The sequence below is a fragment of the Nocardia sp. JW2 genome, assembly GCF_051843015.1.
GTDB lineage: Bacteria > Actinomycetota > Actinomycetes > Mycobacteriales > Mycobacteriaceae > Nocardia > Nocardia coubleae.
Genome location: NZ_JBPXLK010000011.1, coordinates 1 through 13,250 on the forward strand (window position 1 = coordinate 1; position 13,250 = coordinate 13,250).

14 protein-coding genes are annotated in these 13,250 nt (G+C 69.6%); 8 read left to right on the forward strand and 6 right to left on the reverse strand.

The annotated features are described in order from the left end of the window. The first annotated feature begins 251 nt into the window (after window positions 1–251). Window positions 252–872 carry an LON peptidase substrate-binding domain-containing protein gene (locus ACSVDM_RS17080; protein ID WP_439266365.1) on the forward strand — a complete coding sequence of 207 codons (621 nt, stop codon included), beginning with the start codon at window positions 252–254 and terminating at the stop codon, window positions 870–872. A 12-nt stretch (window positions 873–884) separates the two neighbouring features. Here ACSVDM_RS17080 and ACSVDM_RS17085 read toward each other — a convergent pair whose 3' ends face one another. Next, the gene (locus tag ACSVDM_RS17085) at window positions 885–1,043 is read right to left on the reverse strand and encodes a hypothetical protein (protein WP_439266126.1); all 159 of its coding nucleotides are present in this window, start codon (window positions 1,041–1,043) and stop codon (window positions 885–887) included. Window positions 1,044–1,136: 93 nt separating this feature from the next. Between ACSVDM_RS17085 and ACSVDM_RS17090 the strand changes: the two genes are divergently transcribed. Then, the gene (locus tag ACSVDM_RS17090) at window positions 1,137–1,544 is read left to right on the forward strand and encodes a ubiquinol-cytochrome c reductase iron-sulfur subunit (RefSeq protein ID WP_439266128.1); all 408 of its coding nucleotides are present in this window, start codon (window positions 1,137–1,139) and stop codon (window positions 1,542–1,544) included. 40 nt (window positions 1,545–1,584) lie between these two features. Here ACSVDM_RS17090 and ACSVDM_RS17095 read toward each other — a convergent pair whose 3' ends face one another. Beyond that, window positions 1,585–2,052: a VOC family protein gene (locus tag ACSVDM_RS17095; RefSeq protein WP_439266129.1), complete on the reverse strand. Its 468-nt coding sequence runs from the start codon at window positions 2,050–2,052 to the stop codon at window positions 1,585–1,587. 116 nt (window positions 2,053–2,168) lie between these two features. On the opposite strand from ACSVDM_RS17095, the gene ACSVDM_RS17100 reads away from it, so the two are divergent. Beyond that, entirely contained in the window at window positions 2,169–3,017 is an 849-nt protein-coding gene (locus tag ACSVDM_RS17100; protein WP_439266130.1) for a TIGR03619 family F420-dependent LLM class oxidoreductase, read from the forward strand. Window positions 3,018–3,260: 243 nt separating this feature from the next. Here the strand turns inward: ACSVDM_RS17100 and ACSVDM_RS17105 are convergent, their stop codons facing one another. Next, complete coding sequence (locus ACSVDM_RS17105) at window positions 3,261–3,971, reverse strand: hypothetical protein (protein ID WP_439266132.1); 711 nt, start codon at window positions 3,969–3,971, stop codon at window positions 3,261–3,263. Beyond that, the gene (locus ACSVDM_RS17110; protein ID WP_439266133.1) at window positions 3,968–4,915 is read right to left on the reverse strand and encodes a hypothetical protein; all 948 of its coding nucleotides are present in this window, start codon (window positions 4,913–4,915) and stop codon (window positions 3,968–3,970) included. Before ACSVDM_RS17110 ends, ACSVDM_RS17105 begins: the two co-directional genes overlap by 4 nt. A gap of 92 nt (window positions 4,916–5,007) precedes the next feature. On the opposite strand from ACSVDM_RS17110, the gene lspA reads away from it, so the two are divergent. Genes lspA through ACSVDM_RS17125 form a run of 3 tightly spaced genes read left to right on the forward strand, consistent with a single transcriptional unit; the run spans window position 5,008 to window position 7,302 of the window. Continuing rightward, window positions 5,008–5,613: a signal peptidase II gene (lspA, locus tag ACSVDM_RS17115; protein ID WP_084457467.1), complete on the forward strand. Its 606-nt coding sequence runs from the start codon at window positions 5,008–5,010 to the stop codon at window positions 5,611–5,613. After that, window positions 5,610–6,536, forward strand: coding sequence for an RluA family pseudouridine synthase (locus ACSVDM_RS17120; protein WP_357152229.1), 927 nt, complete (start codon window positions 5,610–5,612; stop codon window positions 6,534–6,536). Before lspA ends, ACSVDM_RS17120 begins: the two co-directional genes overlap by 4 nt. Next, the gene (locus tag ACSVDM_RS17125; protein WP_439266135.1) at window positions 6,529–7,302 is read left to right on the forward strand and encodes a hypothetical protein; all 774 of its coding nucleotides are present in this window, start codon (window positions 6,529–6,531) and stop codon (window positions 7,300–7,302) included. The genes ACSVDM_RS17120 and ACSVDM_RS17125 overlap by 8 nt, the downstream gene beginning before the upstream one ends. 106 nt (window positions 7,303–7,408) lie before the next feature. Here the strand turns inward: ACSVDM_RS17125 and ACSVDM_RS17130 are convergent, their stop codons facing one another. Beyond that, window positions 7,409–8,227, reverse strand: a complete 819-nt coding sequence (locus ACSVDM_RS17130) for a PhzF family phenazine biosynthesis protein (protein ID WP_439266136.1) — start codon at window positions 8,225–8,227, stop codon at window positions 7,409–7,411. A gap of 70 nt (window positions 8,228–8,297) precedes the next feature. Next, window positions 8,298–10,718 carry a cation-translocating P-type ATPase gene (locus ACSVDM_RS17135; RefSeq protein WP_439266138.1) on the reverse strand — a complete coding sequence of 807 codons (2,421 nt, stop codon included), beginning with the start codon at window positions 10,716–10,718 and terminating at the stop codon, window positions 8,298–8,300. Window positions 10,719–10,753: 35 nt separating this feature from the next. On the opposite strand from ACSVDM_RS17135, the gene rarD reads away from it, so the two are divergent. Together rarD and ACSVDM_RS17145 are read left to right on the forward strand one after the other, a co-directional pair. Beyond that, window positions 10,754–11,668 (forward strand): EamA family transporter RarD, encoded by a 915-nt coding sequence (gene rarD / locus ACSVDM_RS17140; protein WP_439266140.1) that lies wholly within the window; start codon window positions 10,754–10,756, stop codon window positions 11,666–11,668. Window positions 11,669–11,894: 226 nt separating this feature from the next. Continuing rightward, window positions 11,895–12,827 (forward strand): ADP-ribosylglycohydrolase family protein, encoded by a 933-nt coding sequence (locus tag ACSVDM_RS17145; protein WP_439266367.1) that lies wholly within the window; start codon window positions 11,895–11,897, stop codon window positions 12,825–12,827. Window positions 12,828–13,250 lie beyond the last annotated feature (423 nt).

Here is a 13,250-nt window from a genome sequence, read left to right on the forward strand (position 1 = left end):
ATCGCCAAACCCCGCGAAATCCACATCGTCCCCGAACTCCCCAAAACCCGCAGCGGCAAAATCATGCGCCGCCTCCTACGCGACATCGCCGAAGGACGCGAACTCGGCGACACCTCCACCCTCGTCGACCCCGCCGTCTTCGAGGCGATCGCCAAGGCATGAATGCCCGGGACCAGGGCTCTGGGCTCCCCGGCGAGTCCGAACACGGACAACGTGATCGAAACGGGCATGCTGTGACCGTGGAGATTCCGATGTTCCCCCTGGGTACCGTGCTGCTGCCCGGTGAGCCGTTGTCCCTGCAGATCTTCGAGCCACGGTATGTGGCGCTGGTTCGCGACTGCCTCGACGGCAGTCGCGAACCGGAGTTCGGCGTGGTGCTGATCGAACGTGGCAGTGAGGTCGGCGGTGGCGACGTGCGCACCGACGTGGGTGTGCTCGCCCAGATCACCGATGTGACCGAACTGCCCGGCGACCGGTTCCGGCTGCGCTGCCTGGGCACCGAACGCCTGCGGGTTCAGCAATGGCTCCCCGACGACCCGTACCCCCGCGCCGAGACCTCGGTCTGGCCGGACGAACCCGGCGCCGACGACACCGCCCTGCTGGAGGACCTGCGCGAGCGCGCCAGCCGCCTCCACGACCTCACCACCCGCCTCGCCCTGCGCAGCGGCATCCGCCACCCACCGCCGTCGGCCACCCTCGACCAGCTCCCCACCGACCCCACCACCCGCTCCTACACCCTCGCCGCCGCCCTCCCCATCTCCCTCACCGACCGCCAATCCGCCCTCACCGCCCCCGACCCCCACACCCGCCTCACCCACCTGTCGACAGCCCTCGACGACGCCATCGCCATGGTCGAGTTCCGCCTCCAGTAGCGGGGCGCGGACTCAGGTGCGCGGCACCGGGCGATACGGCGAACGGGTCGACCCCTCGGGATTCGCCAGGCACCGCTCGAGCGCACCGAAGACCTCGAACACCTCGGGTGCCTCGAAGGCGCGATTGCGGCGCCCGACCGTGAGCTGACCGAGGACGCCCGCCTCGACCAAGCATGGCCCGAGTGTCGTTCGAACCGGGAGGGCATTCGTGCCGTTGTCTGAGGGAAGAGCGGAATCGGCCGCTCGGTGTTCGAGGAGGCGGCGATGAGCGGTGATGTTGTGGTGGGGCGACGGAGTGTGGTGGTGGGGGCCGGGGCGCTGGCCGCGGTGGCGGTGGTGCCTGCTTGTGGGGGCGGGGGTGGGTCGGGGTCGACGGGGAAGCCTGCCACGCCGGGGACGGCGTTGGCCAAGACGGGGGACGTGCCGGTTGGGGGTGGGGTGATCGTCGGCGACACCGTGATCACGCAGCCGACGGCGGGGGCATTCGTCGGGCTTTCGGCGACCTGCACGCATGCGGGGTGCAAGGTGACGTCGGTGAAGGACGGGGTGATCGTGTGCCCGTGTCACGGCAGCCGGTTCGAGCTGGACGGGGCTGTGCGTGGCGGGCCCGCGCGCAACCCGTTGCCTACGAAACCGGTTCGGGTCGAAGGGGATTCGATCGTTTCCAGGTAGTGGTGGCGCCGGGCTCCTGACCGGAGCCCGGCGGGTACGCTCAGCTCGCGTTCATCATTTCGGCCATGCGCCGGTCCATTTCCTCCGGCGACACGTCCTCGATGTGGGTGGCCACGGTCCAGCGGTGACCCCACGGGTCCTCGAAGGAGCCGGTGCGGTCACCGTAGAACTGGTCGGCCATCGGGGTGATCTGCGAGGCGCCCGCTTCGAGGGCGGCGGCGAAGACGGCGTCGGCGTCGGGGACGTAGACCATCAGGTTCACCGGCGAGCCGCCGATGGACTTCGGGTCGACGAAGCCGATGTCGGGAACAGGGTCGCCGACCATCAGGACGGAATCGCCGATCAGCAGTTCGCTGTGCACGATCGTGCCGTCGGGACCTGGCATGCGCATGCGTTCGGTGGCGCCGAGGACGGAAATGTAGAAGGCGAGCGCTTCCGCGGCTCCCGCACAGGCGATACCGGGACAGATTGCCGGATAACCAGCGGGAATGGGTGACACATCGGACATCGGAAACCTCCGGGTCGACGGTGTTGCTCGGATGCCGTCGAGCCTATTCCTCTGTCGCCCACACCGGAACCCTGGTAGAACTTGTTTCAGTTTTGACTATCCAGGAGGGCCGGGGCGTGCGGTACGGGATCGTGTTGTTCACCAGTGACCGGGGCATTACGCCCGCCGACGCGGCCTCGGCCGCCGAGCAGGCGGGATTCGACGCCTTCTACGTGCCCGAGCACACCCATATCCCGGTGGTCCGGGCCGCGGCGCATCCGCAGACCGGCGACTCCTCGCTCCCCGACGACCGCTATCTGCGCACCCTCGACCCGTGGGTCGCCCTGGCCACCGCCGCCGCGGTCACCAGCCGGATCACGCTGTCGACGGCGGTGGCGCTGCCCGCCGAGCACCACCCGATCACCCTGGCCAAATCCATCGCCTCGCTCGATCACCTCAGCGGCGGCCGGGTGGAGCTCGGTGTCGGCTTCGGCTGGAACACCGACGAGCTGGCCCACCACGGCGTGCCCGCCAACAAGCGCCGCACGGTGCTGCGCGAAAATCTCGACGCCATGCGGACGCTGTGGTCGAACGAGGAGGCCGAGTTCGACGGCGACTTCGTGAAGTTCGGGCCGAGCTGGTCGTGGCCGAAGCCGGTGCGCGCGGGAGTTCCGGTGCTGCTCGGCGCGGGTGGCACGGAGAAGACCTTCACGTGGCTCGCCGCCAACGCCGACGGCTGGATCACCACTCCCACCGAAGACGACCTCGGCGCGAAAATCGAACTGCTGCAGCGTGTCTGGAAGGAAGCCGAGCGCGAGGGCAGCCCGCGCGTGATCGCGCTGGCGGGCAAGCACAACGCCGAACAGCTCGCCCGGTGGGCCGATCTCGGTGTCACGGAGGTTGTCTTCGGACTGCCGGACCGGGACGCGGCCGAGGTGACCGGCTACATCGCACATCTCGGCGGAAAGCTCGGCCTGCTCGGCTGACGAGCGGGCCCACTTTGGCCGCACCTGTCACACCTGCTGCCGCCGCTCCGGCCGCGCCAGTAGCTCGTGCCGGCCCGCTCCGGCCGCACCAGTAGCTCGTGCGGCCCGCTCCGGCCGCACCAGTAGCTCGTGCGGCCCGCTCCGGCCGCCGGTTATACCTGTGCGGCTGACCACTGCTCCGGTCACACGTGCGACGCCGACCGGCTTTCGGACGCGCCTGGAGGCCCGACCGGCGGTCGACGCTCAGCCGCGCAGCTTGCGCACCTGAGCCGCCGTGAGGTCGGCCAGTACGCCGGGATCGACCTCTTCGGGAGCGGTCACGACCACCTGGACCAGAGTGTTGCCCACCTGAACGAGTGAGGTGGCCGAAGTCAGGGTCAGGCCCTCGCTCGTGGCGGTCAGGGTGAACGCCGAACCCGCGTCGCCGACCGGCGGCTGATCCAGCGGGGCGGTCCGGTAGTCGATGCGCACGCCCGCGTCGTCACCGGTGTAGCCGGTGCAGCGGCGTGGTCTGGATTGCAGCGAGTCGAACGCGGCGGCGAGGGCGGTGTCGGGGTAGCTCGCGGCGTCGATGTCGATGGTGGCGAAGCTCGGTCCGGCGAATTGGACCGAGGCGGCGGCGGCAGAGCCGGGCCACTGCTGGGCGATCGGTGTGAGCAGCCTGCCGCAGTCGGCGGGGTCGGTCGGCGCGTCGGCGGGCACCGCGGTGTCGTCGCCCGCGCGGCGCGGTGGGACCGCCGTGAAGTCGCCGGGCAGGTCGGTGGCCGCGAGCAGGCCCGCGGTCAGCTGTGCCTGATCGCGCACGACGGGTCCGGATCCGGGAGCCACCGCGGCGGGCGAGGGCCAGGTCGTCGCACAGGACGCACCGCAGTCGTCGGACGTCGACGAGCACGCTGCCAGCGCGGCGCAGGCCGAAGCGACCGCGCCCGCGCGGGCCAGGGCCGACCGCATCATTCGGTCCAGGATATGCGGGTCGATTGGGTCTGCACGAGCGTGCTGACGCTGCGCGGATCGTGATAGGTCTGCTGACCGCCCACCTCGATGGCACCCGAAACGGGCAGCGGCAGACCGAGATCGACGGTGATCGTGCCCGCGCCCTGCATCACGTAGTTCTGGATGTCCAAGGCGCCCGCGTTGTTGGGCAGCGTCCACACGTTTCCGGTGGGGGTCTGGTTCACCTGCAGGTCGATGGTGAGCCGGTCGCCGTCGCGGCTCACCAGGGTCGCGGTGGTGACCTGATCGAGGGTGACGCCGCCGGTGATCTGCTGATGCACGGTCCACACCGCGCCGACTCCGACGGGCTCGTCGGGGAACGCAACGGACTGGTACACCGCCTGGTAGAACGCCTGCTCGAGCGCGGCCCGCGCCGAATTGGGCGTCTCGGGTGAGGGCGCCATCCGCAGTTCGGTGATGGCACCGAGGTCGCTCATCGCGAGCCCGGCCTGGGAACCGTCGGCGTTGGTGAACGCCTTGTTCAGCGCCGGGTCGGGGGTGGTGACGGTGCCGACCGTCAGATCCACGCCGTCGACATCGGCGCGCGCGGTCATCGGGATGGTGAGCGCGGCGGGCGAGAAGTCGCGCACCGGTTGATCGTTGACCTGCTGCTGGATGCGGTAGTCGGTGCGCAACGTCACCTCCTGGGTGGCGCCGACGCTGTAGAGGGGACGCAGCCTGCTGCGGGGCTCGTCGCCCGGGGAGACGACGGTGGCGACCGCGGCGGTGATCGGCACGGTCACTTCCTTGCCGATGCCGAGCGGCTCGAGGCCCTCGGCATCGGCGGTCGACGGCGACCGATCGGCGCACCCGGCACCGAAGGTCGCGAACCCGAGCACGAGCGCCACCAGAAACACCCCGGGGCGCGCGATGCGGGGTAAGCGAGAACTAGACAACACCGTCACAGCGATCAGGGTACGACCGCTTCCTGAGGAACTGCTGGGACTCCGGCCGGTCCGCGACGCGGGTCCGCGAACGACTAAGGAATGATGGACACGTGAGTGAAGACCGGTCAACCGACAACGCCGCAGTCCCCGCGACCGGCGACGCCGCCGACGCACCGGAAACCATCGCGGTGACCGAGACCGAAACCCCAGGTCGCCGCCGGTTGACAACGCTGCTGATCATCGCCGCCGTGCTGTTCGGACTCGACCTGCTGACCAAGTGCCTCGCGGTCGCCTACATCGATCCCGACGACCCGGTGCCGATCATCGGCGACTTCGCGCGCCTGGACCTCGTGCGCAATCCGGGCGCGGCGTTCTCGATGGCGACCGGCATGACCTGGCTGCTCACCTTGATCGCGGCCGCCGTGGTGGTCGGCGTCATCCGCATCGGGCGCACCTTGCGGTCGCTGTGGTGGGCGATCGGCCTGGGCATGGTGCTCGGCGGGGCGATGGGCAACCTGGTGGACCGGATCTTCCGCTCCCCCGGCCCGCTGCAGGGCCATGTCGTCGACTTCGTCGCGATCGGCTGGTGGCCGGTGTTCAACGTGGCCGACTCGGCCATCGTGTGCGGGGCGATTCTGCTCGTCGCGCTGACGATCTTCGGTTTCGAACCGGACGGCACCCGCAGCGGTCGCAAACACACGGAGGAGACCGCGTGAGAGAAACACGAACCATGCCCGTACCCGACGGGCTCGACGGGATGCGAGTGGACGCGGGCTTGTCCCGGCTGCTCGGCCTCTCGCGCACGGCGGTCGCCGCGCTCGCCGAGGAAGGGTCGGTGCAGCTCGACGGTATCGCCGCGGGCAAGTCCGACCGGCTCACCGCCGGCGCCTGGCTGGAAGTGATCTTCCCCGAACCCAAACGTGAACTGACCGTGGAAGCGGCCCCGGTGGAGGGGATGAAGATCCTCTACGCCGACGACGACATCGTCGCGGTGGACAAGCCGATCGGCGTCGCCGCGCACTCGGGTGTCGGCTGGACGGGCCCGACCGTGGTCGGCGGACTGGCCGCGATGGGGTACCGCATCTCGACCTCCGGCGCGCACGAACGGCAGGGCATCGTGCACCGCCTCGATGTGGGCACCTCCGGCGTGATGGTCGTTGCTCAATCCGAACACGCCTACACGATGCTCAAGCGCGCCTTCAAGGAACGCACGGTCGACAAGCAATACCATGCTCTCGTGCAGGGACACCCCGATCCGAGCAGCGGCACCATCGACGCGCCGATCGGGCGTGCGCGCGGCAACGACTGGAAGTTCGCCGTCACCGGCGACGGCAGGCCGAGCATCACCCACTACGACACCATCGAGGCGTTCCAGGCGGCGAGCCTGCTCGACGTACACCTCGAGACCGGGCGCACCCATCAGATCCGCGTGCATTTCTCCGCGATCCGTCACCCCTGCGCCGGCGACCTCACCTACGGCGCCGATCCGACGCTGGCCAAGCGGCTCGGGCTGGAACGGCAGTGGCTGCACGCGCGTCAGCTGGGTTTCCATCACCCGGCCGACGGGCGCTGGCTCGAGATCACCAGCGAGTATCCCGCCGACCTGGCGGGCGCCCTGGACGTATTACGCAATGCCTGACGACCCGCGGTCGTCCGAACCGGCGTCGACGACGGCGCCGGACGACCGCGGGGATCTCGTCGCGCCGACTGTCCCGCCCGAAGAAGTGGCGGGCGTGGACGATTCGACCGGTCTGTCGGGACGGTCGAAGGTGGTGCTCGGTGCGGCGGCGGCGCTGGCCGTGGTGCTGCTGCTCGTGGCGTTCACCCGTCCGCACGCGGCGGGTCACGTGGCGACCGATCGCCTGGGTCCCGCGCAGGGCGAGCAGGTCGACGACTACCTCGCCGACGCTCGAGCCTCCCTCGACGGCACCGATGCCGATCCGCGCTGGGCGCTGGTGTCGTTCACGGAATACCAGACGCCGCAACAGCTTCCGGGTATTGCCGACGGGTTGCGGATCTCCGGGGTGATCCAGCACGTGCCGATCGATCGGGTGCAGACCCCGGTCGTCACCGTCGCTACGCCCGCGGGCGACGAACCCGCCGTACGTTCGGGCGAAGCGGCGGCTGGACTGCTCGAATCGCAGCAAGTGCGGGACGGCCGTAGCGCCGAGGTGGTGCGCGTGAGTGCTTCCCGGCTGCGCGGCGGTTGCGCGTGCACGGCCGGGATCGTCGTCCGTGGGACTCTGCCCCAACTCCGCGATCTCGCCGCCGCACCGGGAGTACGTGCGGTGCAAGCACTTCCGGCCGACGCCGTCGCCGGGCGCTTCGCGGTGAGCCCGCTGCTGCCGGAGAACACCGGGACGATCACCCCTACCCCCGACGACGGTCCCGTTCCCGCCGAGTAGGGCGCACGCAGTGTGCCCGCTCAGCACGTCACCGACCAGACCGGCGCAGAGTCGCCCCTCCCGACAGGCCCGCGATCGCCGACGGGCCGGTAGCTTGTGCTCGGCCTCAGTCCGGCAGGGTGACGACTCCGTCGAGATACCGTCTGCACCGCCCCAGGAGCAGGACCCGGTTGTCGGCCAGTTCGCCGCGCAAGGTGCCGCCGCGGCGGGACAGCTGGCGGGCGGTGAGGGTGGAGCGCCCGAGTTCGCGGGCCCACAGGGGAACCAGCTGTGCGTGGGCCGAGCCGGTGACCGGGTCTTCCGGAACGCCGACGCCGGGGCCGAAGAAGCGGGAGACGAAGTCGCTCGAGCGACCGGGAGCGGTGAGGACCGCGCCGCGTGAGAGCTGCGGGAAGGCACCGAAATCAGGTGTGGCCGAACGCACTTCGTCTTCATCGGCGACGACGACGATCTCGTCCTGGCCCGTGTAGGCGCGCACCGGGGTGACGCCGAGCGCGGCGACCAGGGCGGGATCGGGGTCGACCTGGACCGAGGCGAGGGCGGGCAGGTTCAGGACGTATTCGTCGTCGTCGGTGCGGTCGACGTGCAACCAGCCGGAACGGGTGTAGAAGCTGACGCGGTCGTGTTCGGGGTGGATGTCGGAGATGATCTGAGCGGCCGAGGCGAGAGTCGCGTGCCCGCACATGTCCACCTCGACCGCCGGGGTGAACCAGCGCAGGTGGAACGCGGGCCACTCACCGGGCGGACCGCCGGCCTCCGGGGGTAATTGGGAGGTATAGAACGCCGTCTCGGCGAGGTTGTTCTCCTCGGCGAGCTGTTGCAGCAATGCGTCCGGCAGCCAGGTGGGCAACGGCATGACCGCGGCCGGGTTGCCCGAGAACGGCGCGTCGGCGAAAGCGTCGATCTGGTGCAGCAATACCTCCATAACCGGCAAAGGTACTCCAACACCGAAACTTCGCCCGGCACAAGGGTTCTCGAGGCGAGCCCGGCCCCGGTCAGGCTCCCTGCGCGCCGACCGGCGGGACGAGCTTGCCCGCGTTGCCTGCCAGTCGCGCCTGCACCCACCAGGCCAGTTCCACCAGCACGATGCCGATCACACCGCACACCACCGCGGCCAGGGTGAGCCTCGGATTCGACGGGTCGAGCTTGAAGAACTCGCGGGTGAACGGAATCGTGAACAGCGCGACATAGGCCAGCACCGACACCGCGATCAGCACCACCTTCCACCACACGTACGGGCGCGCGACCAGCGCGAGCACCCACACCGCGATCATGATGAGCGTGATCAGCGCGGTGGTCCCGGCCTGCACCCGCTGCGTCTCCGAGGCCTCGGGGCCCGCGTACGCGATCAGGTAGGCCACGAACGTCGCGACGCCGATCACCACACCCGAGGGCACCGCCAGCCGCATCACCCGGCCGACGAACCCGGTGCGGGCCCGCTCGTTGTTGGGCGCGAGCGACAGCACGAACGCCGGAATGCCGATGGTGAACCAGGCCGCGATGGTCACGTGGCGCGGCAGGAACGGATAACCGATGGGGTCGTAGCCGAAGATCTGCGAACCCACACCCGCCAGGCCCACCAGGAACGCCAGCAGCACCGAGTACACGGTCTTGGTGAGGAACAGATTCGATACCCGCTCGATATTGCCGATGACGCGCCGGCCCTCCCCCACCACGTACGGCAGGGTCGCGAACTTGTTGTCCAGCAACACGATCTGGGCCACCGCGCGGGTGGCCGGGCTGCCCGCGCCCATGGCGACGCCGATGTCGGCGTCCTTGAGGGCGAGCACGTCGTTGACACCGTCACCGGTCATGGCGACGGTGTGGCCGCGCGACTGCAGGGCGCCGACCATGGCCCGTTTCTGGTCGGGGCGCACGCGGCCGAAGGTGGATTTCCCGTCGAGTACGTCGGCGAGTTCGTCACGGTCCTCGGGCAGGGTGCGCGCGTCGACGGGATCGGATCCACCGGGCAGGTCGAGCGAGGCGGCGACCGCGCCGACCGAGACGGCGTTGTCGCCGGAGATCACCTTGATGCAGACATGCTGGCTCGCGAAGTATTCGAGGGTGTCCTTGGCGTCGGGACGCACCTTCTGTTCGAGCACGACGAGGGCGGCGGGCTCCACCCGGCCCGGCGCATCGGGGGCATCGACCGGGCGGTCACCACGCGCGAGCAACAGCACCCGCAGGCCCTGCGAACCGACCTGCTCGGCGTGCGCGGCGGTCCCGGAGGTGGGGTCGAGCAGCACGTCGGGTGCGCCGAGGAGCCAATCACCATGGGCGCCATAGGAAATGCCGCTCCACTTCTTGGCCGAGGAGAACGGGGCGACGGCCGTCCCGGTCCAGTCCGGGCGGTCGGGCAGCGCCTCGCCGATGGCCTGCACACTGGCATTGGGACGTGGATCGTCCGCCGCCAGCGCGGCGAGTACCTGACGCACGCTCGCCTCGTCGAAGGAACCGAGTGGTTCGACGCGGGCCAGGCGCATCCCGTTCTCGGTGAGCGTGCCGGTCTTGTCCGCGCACACCACGTCGACGCGGGCCAGGCCCTCGATGGCTGGCAGTTCCTGCACCAGGCAGTTGCGTTTGCCGAGCCGGACCACACCGACCGCGAAGGCGATGGAGGTCATCAGCACCAGGCCCTCGGGAACCATCGGCACCAGGGCCGCGACCATGCCGGTCACCGCCGGGCGCCACGACTCGCCGCTGGAGACGAGCTGGTTGTAGATGCTGAGCAGGCCGGCCGGAATCAGCAGGTAGGTGATGAATTTCAGGATCTTGTCGATACCCGAGCGCAGTTCCGAGTGCACCAGGGTGAACTTGCTGGCCTCTTCGGCCAGCTTGGCGGCGTAGGCGTCCTTGCCGACCTTCGTCGCGCGGTAGGCGCCCGAGCCCGACACCACGAAACTGCCCGACATCACGGGGGCACCGACCCCCTTGTCGATCGGATCGGCCTCGCCGGTGAGCAGCGACTCGTCCACCTCGAGGGCGGCGGCCTCGGTCACCTCACCGTCGACCACGATCTGATCGCCGGGGCCGAGCTCGATCAGATCGTCGAGCACCACCTCACCCGGGGCGATCTCCTTCGCGATACCGTCGCGACGCACGGTCGGCATGGCCTGGCCGACGATGGCCAGCTGGTCGAGGGTGCGTTTGGCGCGCACCTCCTGGATGATGCCGATCGCGCTGTTGGCCACGATGAGCAGCCCGAACATGCCGTCGATGATCGAACCGGTCGACAGCACGAGCAGGAAGAGCACACCGAGGATGGCGTTGATGCGGGTGAACACGTTCGCGCGAACGATCTCGCCGACCGACCGGCTCGCCCGCGCGGGCACGTCGTTGGTCTGACCGTCACGGCGCCGCTGTTCGACCTCTGTTGCGCTGAGCCCGGTGGCGGGCTCCCGCACGGATATGGACATGCCCGACAGGCTACGTCAGTCGTAACATGGGATGAATGCAGCCAAGAACGTCCCCGCCCGGTGTCGTCTTCGGGACGGGGGCTTATCTGATCTGGGGTCTGTTTCCGGCGTTCTTCGGGCTGCTCGCGTTCGCGTCGGCCGTGGAGGTGGTGGCGCAGCGGATCATCTGGACCTTGGTCGTGGTGGTGCTGGTGTTGCTGCTCAGCGGGCGACTGCGGGAGATGCGGGCAATCGACGCGCGGACCTGGCGGCTGGCGGCGGTCGCGTCGGCGGCGATCTCGATCAACTGGGGCGTCTACGTGTTCGGGGTGATCTCCGGGAACGTGGTGGAGTGCGCGCTCGGGTACTTCATCAATCCGCTGGTGACGGTGGCGTTCGGGGTGGTGTTCTTCCGGGAACGGCTCTCCCGGGCGCAGTGGGCCGCGCTCTCGCTCGGTGCGCTGGCGGTGGTCGTGCTCACCGTCGACTACGGCCGACCACCGGTGATCGCCCTGGTGCTCGCGTGTTCGTTCGCCACCTATGGCCTGGTGAAGAAGGTGATCCGGCTCGACGCGCTGCGCGGGATCGCCGCCGAGGGGATGGTCGCCGCCCCGTTCGCACTGGCGTTCGTGATCGTCTTGCTGGCCACCGGGCGCAGCGAGTTCACCTCCAGCCCCGCCCATTTCGGGCTGATGATGGCCACCGGGCCGGTCACCCTGATCCCGCTGCTGCTGTTCGCCGTCGCCGCCCAGCGGGTGCCCCTGTCGACCATGGGCATCCTCCAGTACCTAACCCCCGCCCTCCAGATGGCCTGGGGCGTCGCGGTGATGCACGAACCGATGCCGCCCTCCCGCTGGATCGGCTTCGCCCTCATCTGGACCGCGCTGGCCGTCTTCACCACCGACGCCCTCCGCCGAGCCCACCGCAACCGCCACCCCACTCCCCAGCCCGCCGAAAGCCTGGATGCCTGACCACCACACTTTTGTGGCGCGATTTCAGCCCGATGTCGGCTGCGGCGGCAGCGGCAGCGGCGGCAGCGGCAGCGGCAGCGGCGGCAGCGGCAGCGGCAGCGGCAGCGGCAGCGGCAGCGGCAGCAGCGGCAGCGGCAGCGGCAGCGGCAGCGGCAGCGGCAGCGGTGTTGGATTATCAGAGCCGACCGAGCGGAGTGTGGCGGTACGGTCGGGTCGACTGGTTGTGATGAAAGGGGTGGATGCTGTGCGGGATTCGGGCTTTGCGGATCGGGTGGCCGGAGTGCTGGTGGGGACGGCTGCGGGGGACGCGCTGGGGGCGGGGTACGAGTTCACCAAGCCCGGGGCCGATGTGGTGATCGACATGATCGGCGGTGGGCCGTTCAACTGGGCGCCGGGTGAGTGGACCGACGACACGTCGATGGCGTTGGTGGTCGCTCAGGCCGCGTCGCAGGGGCCCGGGATCGACCTGGACGCGGTGGCCGAGGGGTTCGTTCGCTGGTATGACACCGATCCGCCGGATATCGGCAATCAGACCAGGGCGGTGCTGTCGATGAAGCCGAGCTCGGCGCTGGACATGCAGGCGGCGGCGATGTCGCTCACCGGGCGGACGGGCGGGAACGGGTCGCTGATGCGCACGGCGCCGGTGGCGCTCGCCTACCTCGACGACGCGGCCGAATGCGTGGCGGCGGCCGGGCGCGTCGGCATGCTCACCCATTACGACGAGCAGGCGATCGAAGCCTGCAAGATCTGGACATACGCCATCCGGCACGCCGTCCTGCACGCGAACTTCGACGGCGTGCGCGAATACGTCCGCGGCTCAGGGTATTCCGAATACTGGACCGCCCGCCTCGACGAGGCCGAACACGGCACCCCCACCGACTTCCCCAACAACGGCTGGGTCGTCCACGCCCTGCAGACCGCCTGGTGGGCCATCACCACCACCGACAGCTCGTCGCCGACCCATCTCGCCCTCGCCCTCGAGGCATGCGTCCGCGCGGGCAACGACACCGACACCACCGCCGCCATCGCAGGCGGCCTCCTCGGCGCCCGCTGGGGCGCCTCCGCCGTCCCCACCCGCTGGCGCGACATCCTCCACGGCTACCCCGGCCTCACCGCCCCCGACCTCCCCACCCTCGCCCACCGCATCACCACCACCTGACATCGCGCAGACGTAACCCCGCCCAGTCACGCAGGTTCGCACAGTTGCCCTCGACGTCGGCGGCAACCACGCACATCGAGGCCACCGCTGCCGCTGGACAACCGATCACCACGCCGTGATGGCGGGCTCCAGCCCCGAATCCATCCACCACAGCGTGGTGAGCAACTGTCCAGGCGGCACACGGGACTCAGCCGACTGGACAAGCAATCACCATGCCCTGATGGCCGGCCTCGATCCGAATCAACCCACTACAGCGTGGGGATCAACCGTCCAAGCCGCACACGGGCCTCAGCCGACAGCACAAGCAATCACCACGCCCTAATGAGCGGCCCCGATCCGGATCGATCCACTACAGCGTGGGGATCAACTGCCCAGGCAGCACACAGGCCTCAGCCGACAGGACAAGCAATCACCACGCCCTAG

Bases quoted from the DNA above. Each gene is read 5' to 3' on its own strand.
- ACSVDM_RS17125 (WP_439266135.1), top strand. From the start codon at position 6,529: ATGCCTGACGACCCGCGGTCGTCCGAACCGGCGTCGACGACGGCGCCG.
- ACSVDM_RS17135 (WP_439266138.1), bottom strand. From the start codon at position 10,718: ATGTCCATATCCGTGCGGGAGCCCGCCACCGGGCTCAGCGCAACAGAG.
- ACSVDM_RS17130 (WP_439266136.1), bottom strand. From the start codon at position 8,227: ATGGAGGTATTGCTGCACCAGATCGACGCTTTCGCCGACGCGCCGTTC.
- ACSVDM_RS17105 (WP_439266132.1), bottom strand. From the start codon at position 3,971: ATGATGCGGTCGGCCCTGGCCCGCGCGGGCGCGGTCGCTTCGGCCTGC.
- ACSVDM_RS17090 (WP_439266128.1), top strand. From the start codon at position 1,137: ATGAGCGGTGATGTTGTGGTGGGGCGACGGAGTGTGGTGGTGGGGGCC.
- ACSVDM_RS17145 (WP_439266367.1), top strand. From the start codon at position 11,895: ATGAAAGGGGTGGATGCTGTGCGGGATTCGGGCTTTGCGGATCGGGTG.
- ACSVDM_RS17080 (WP_439266365.1), top strand. From the start codon at position 252: ATGTTCCCCCTGGGTACCGTGCTGCTGCCCGGTGAGCCGTTGTCCCTG.
- ACSVDM_RS17095 (WP_439266129.1), bottom strand. From the start codon at position 2,052: ATGTCCGATGTGTCACCCATTCCCGCTGGTTATCCGGCAATCTGTCCC.
- rarD (WP_439266140.1), top strand. From the start codon at position 10,754: ATGCAGCCAAGAACGTCCCCGCCCGGTGTCGTCTTCGGGACGGGGGCT.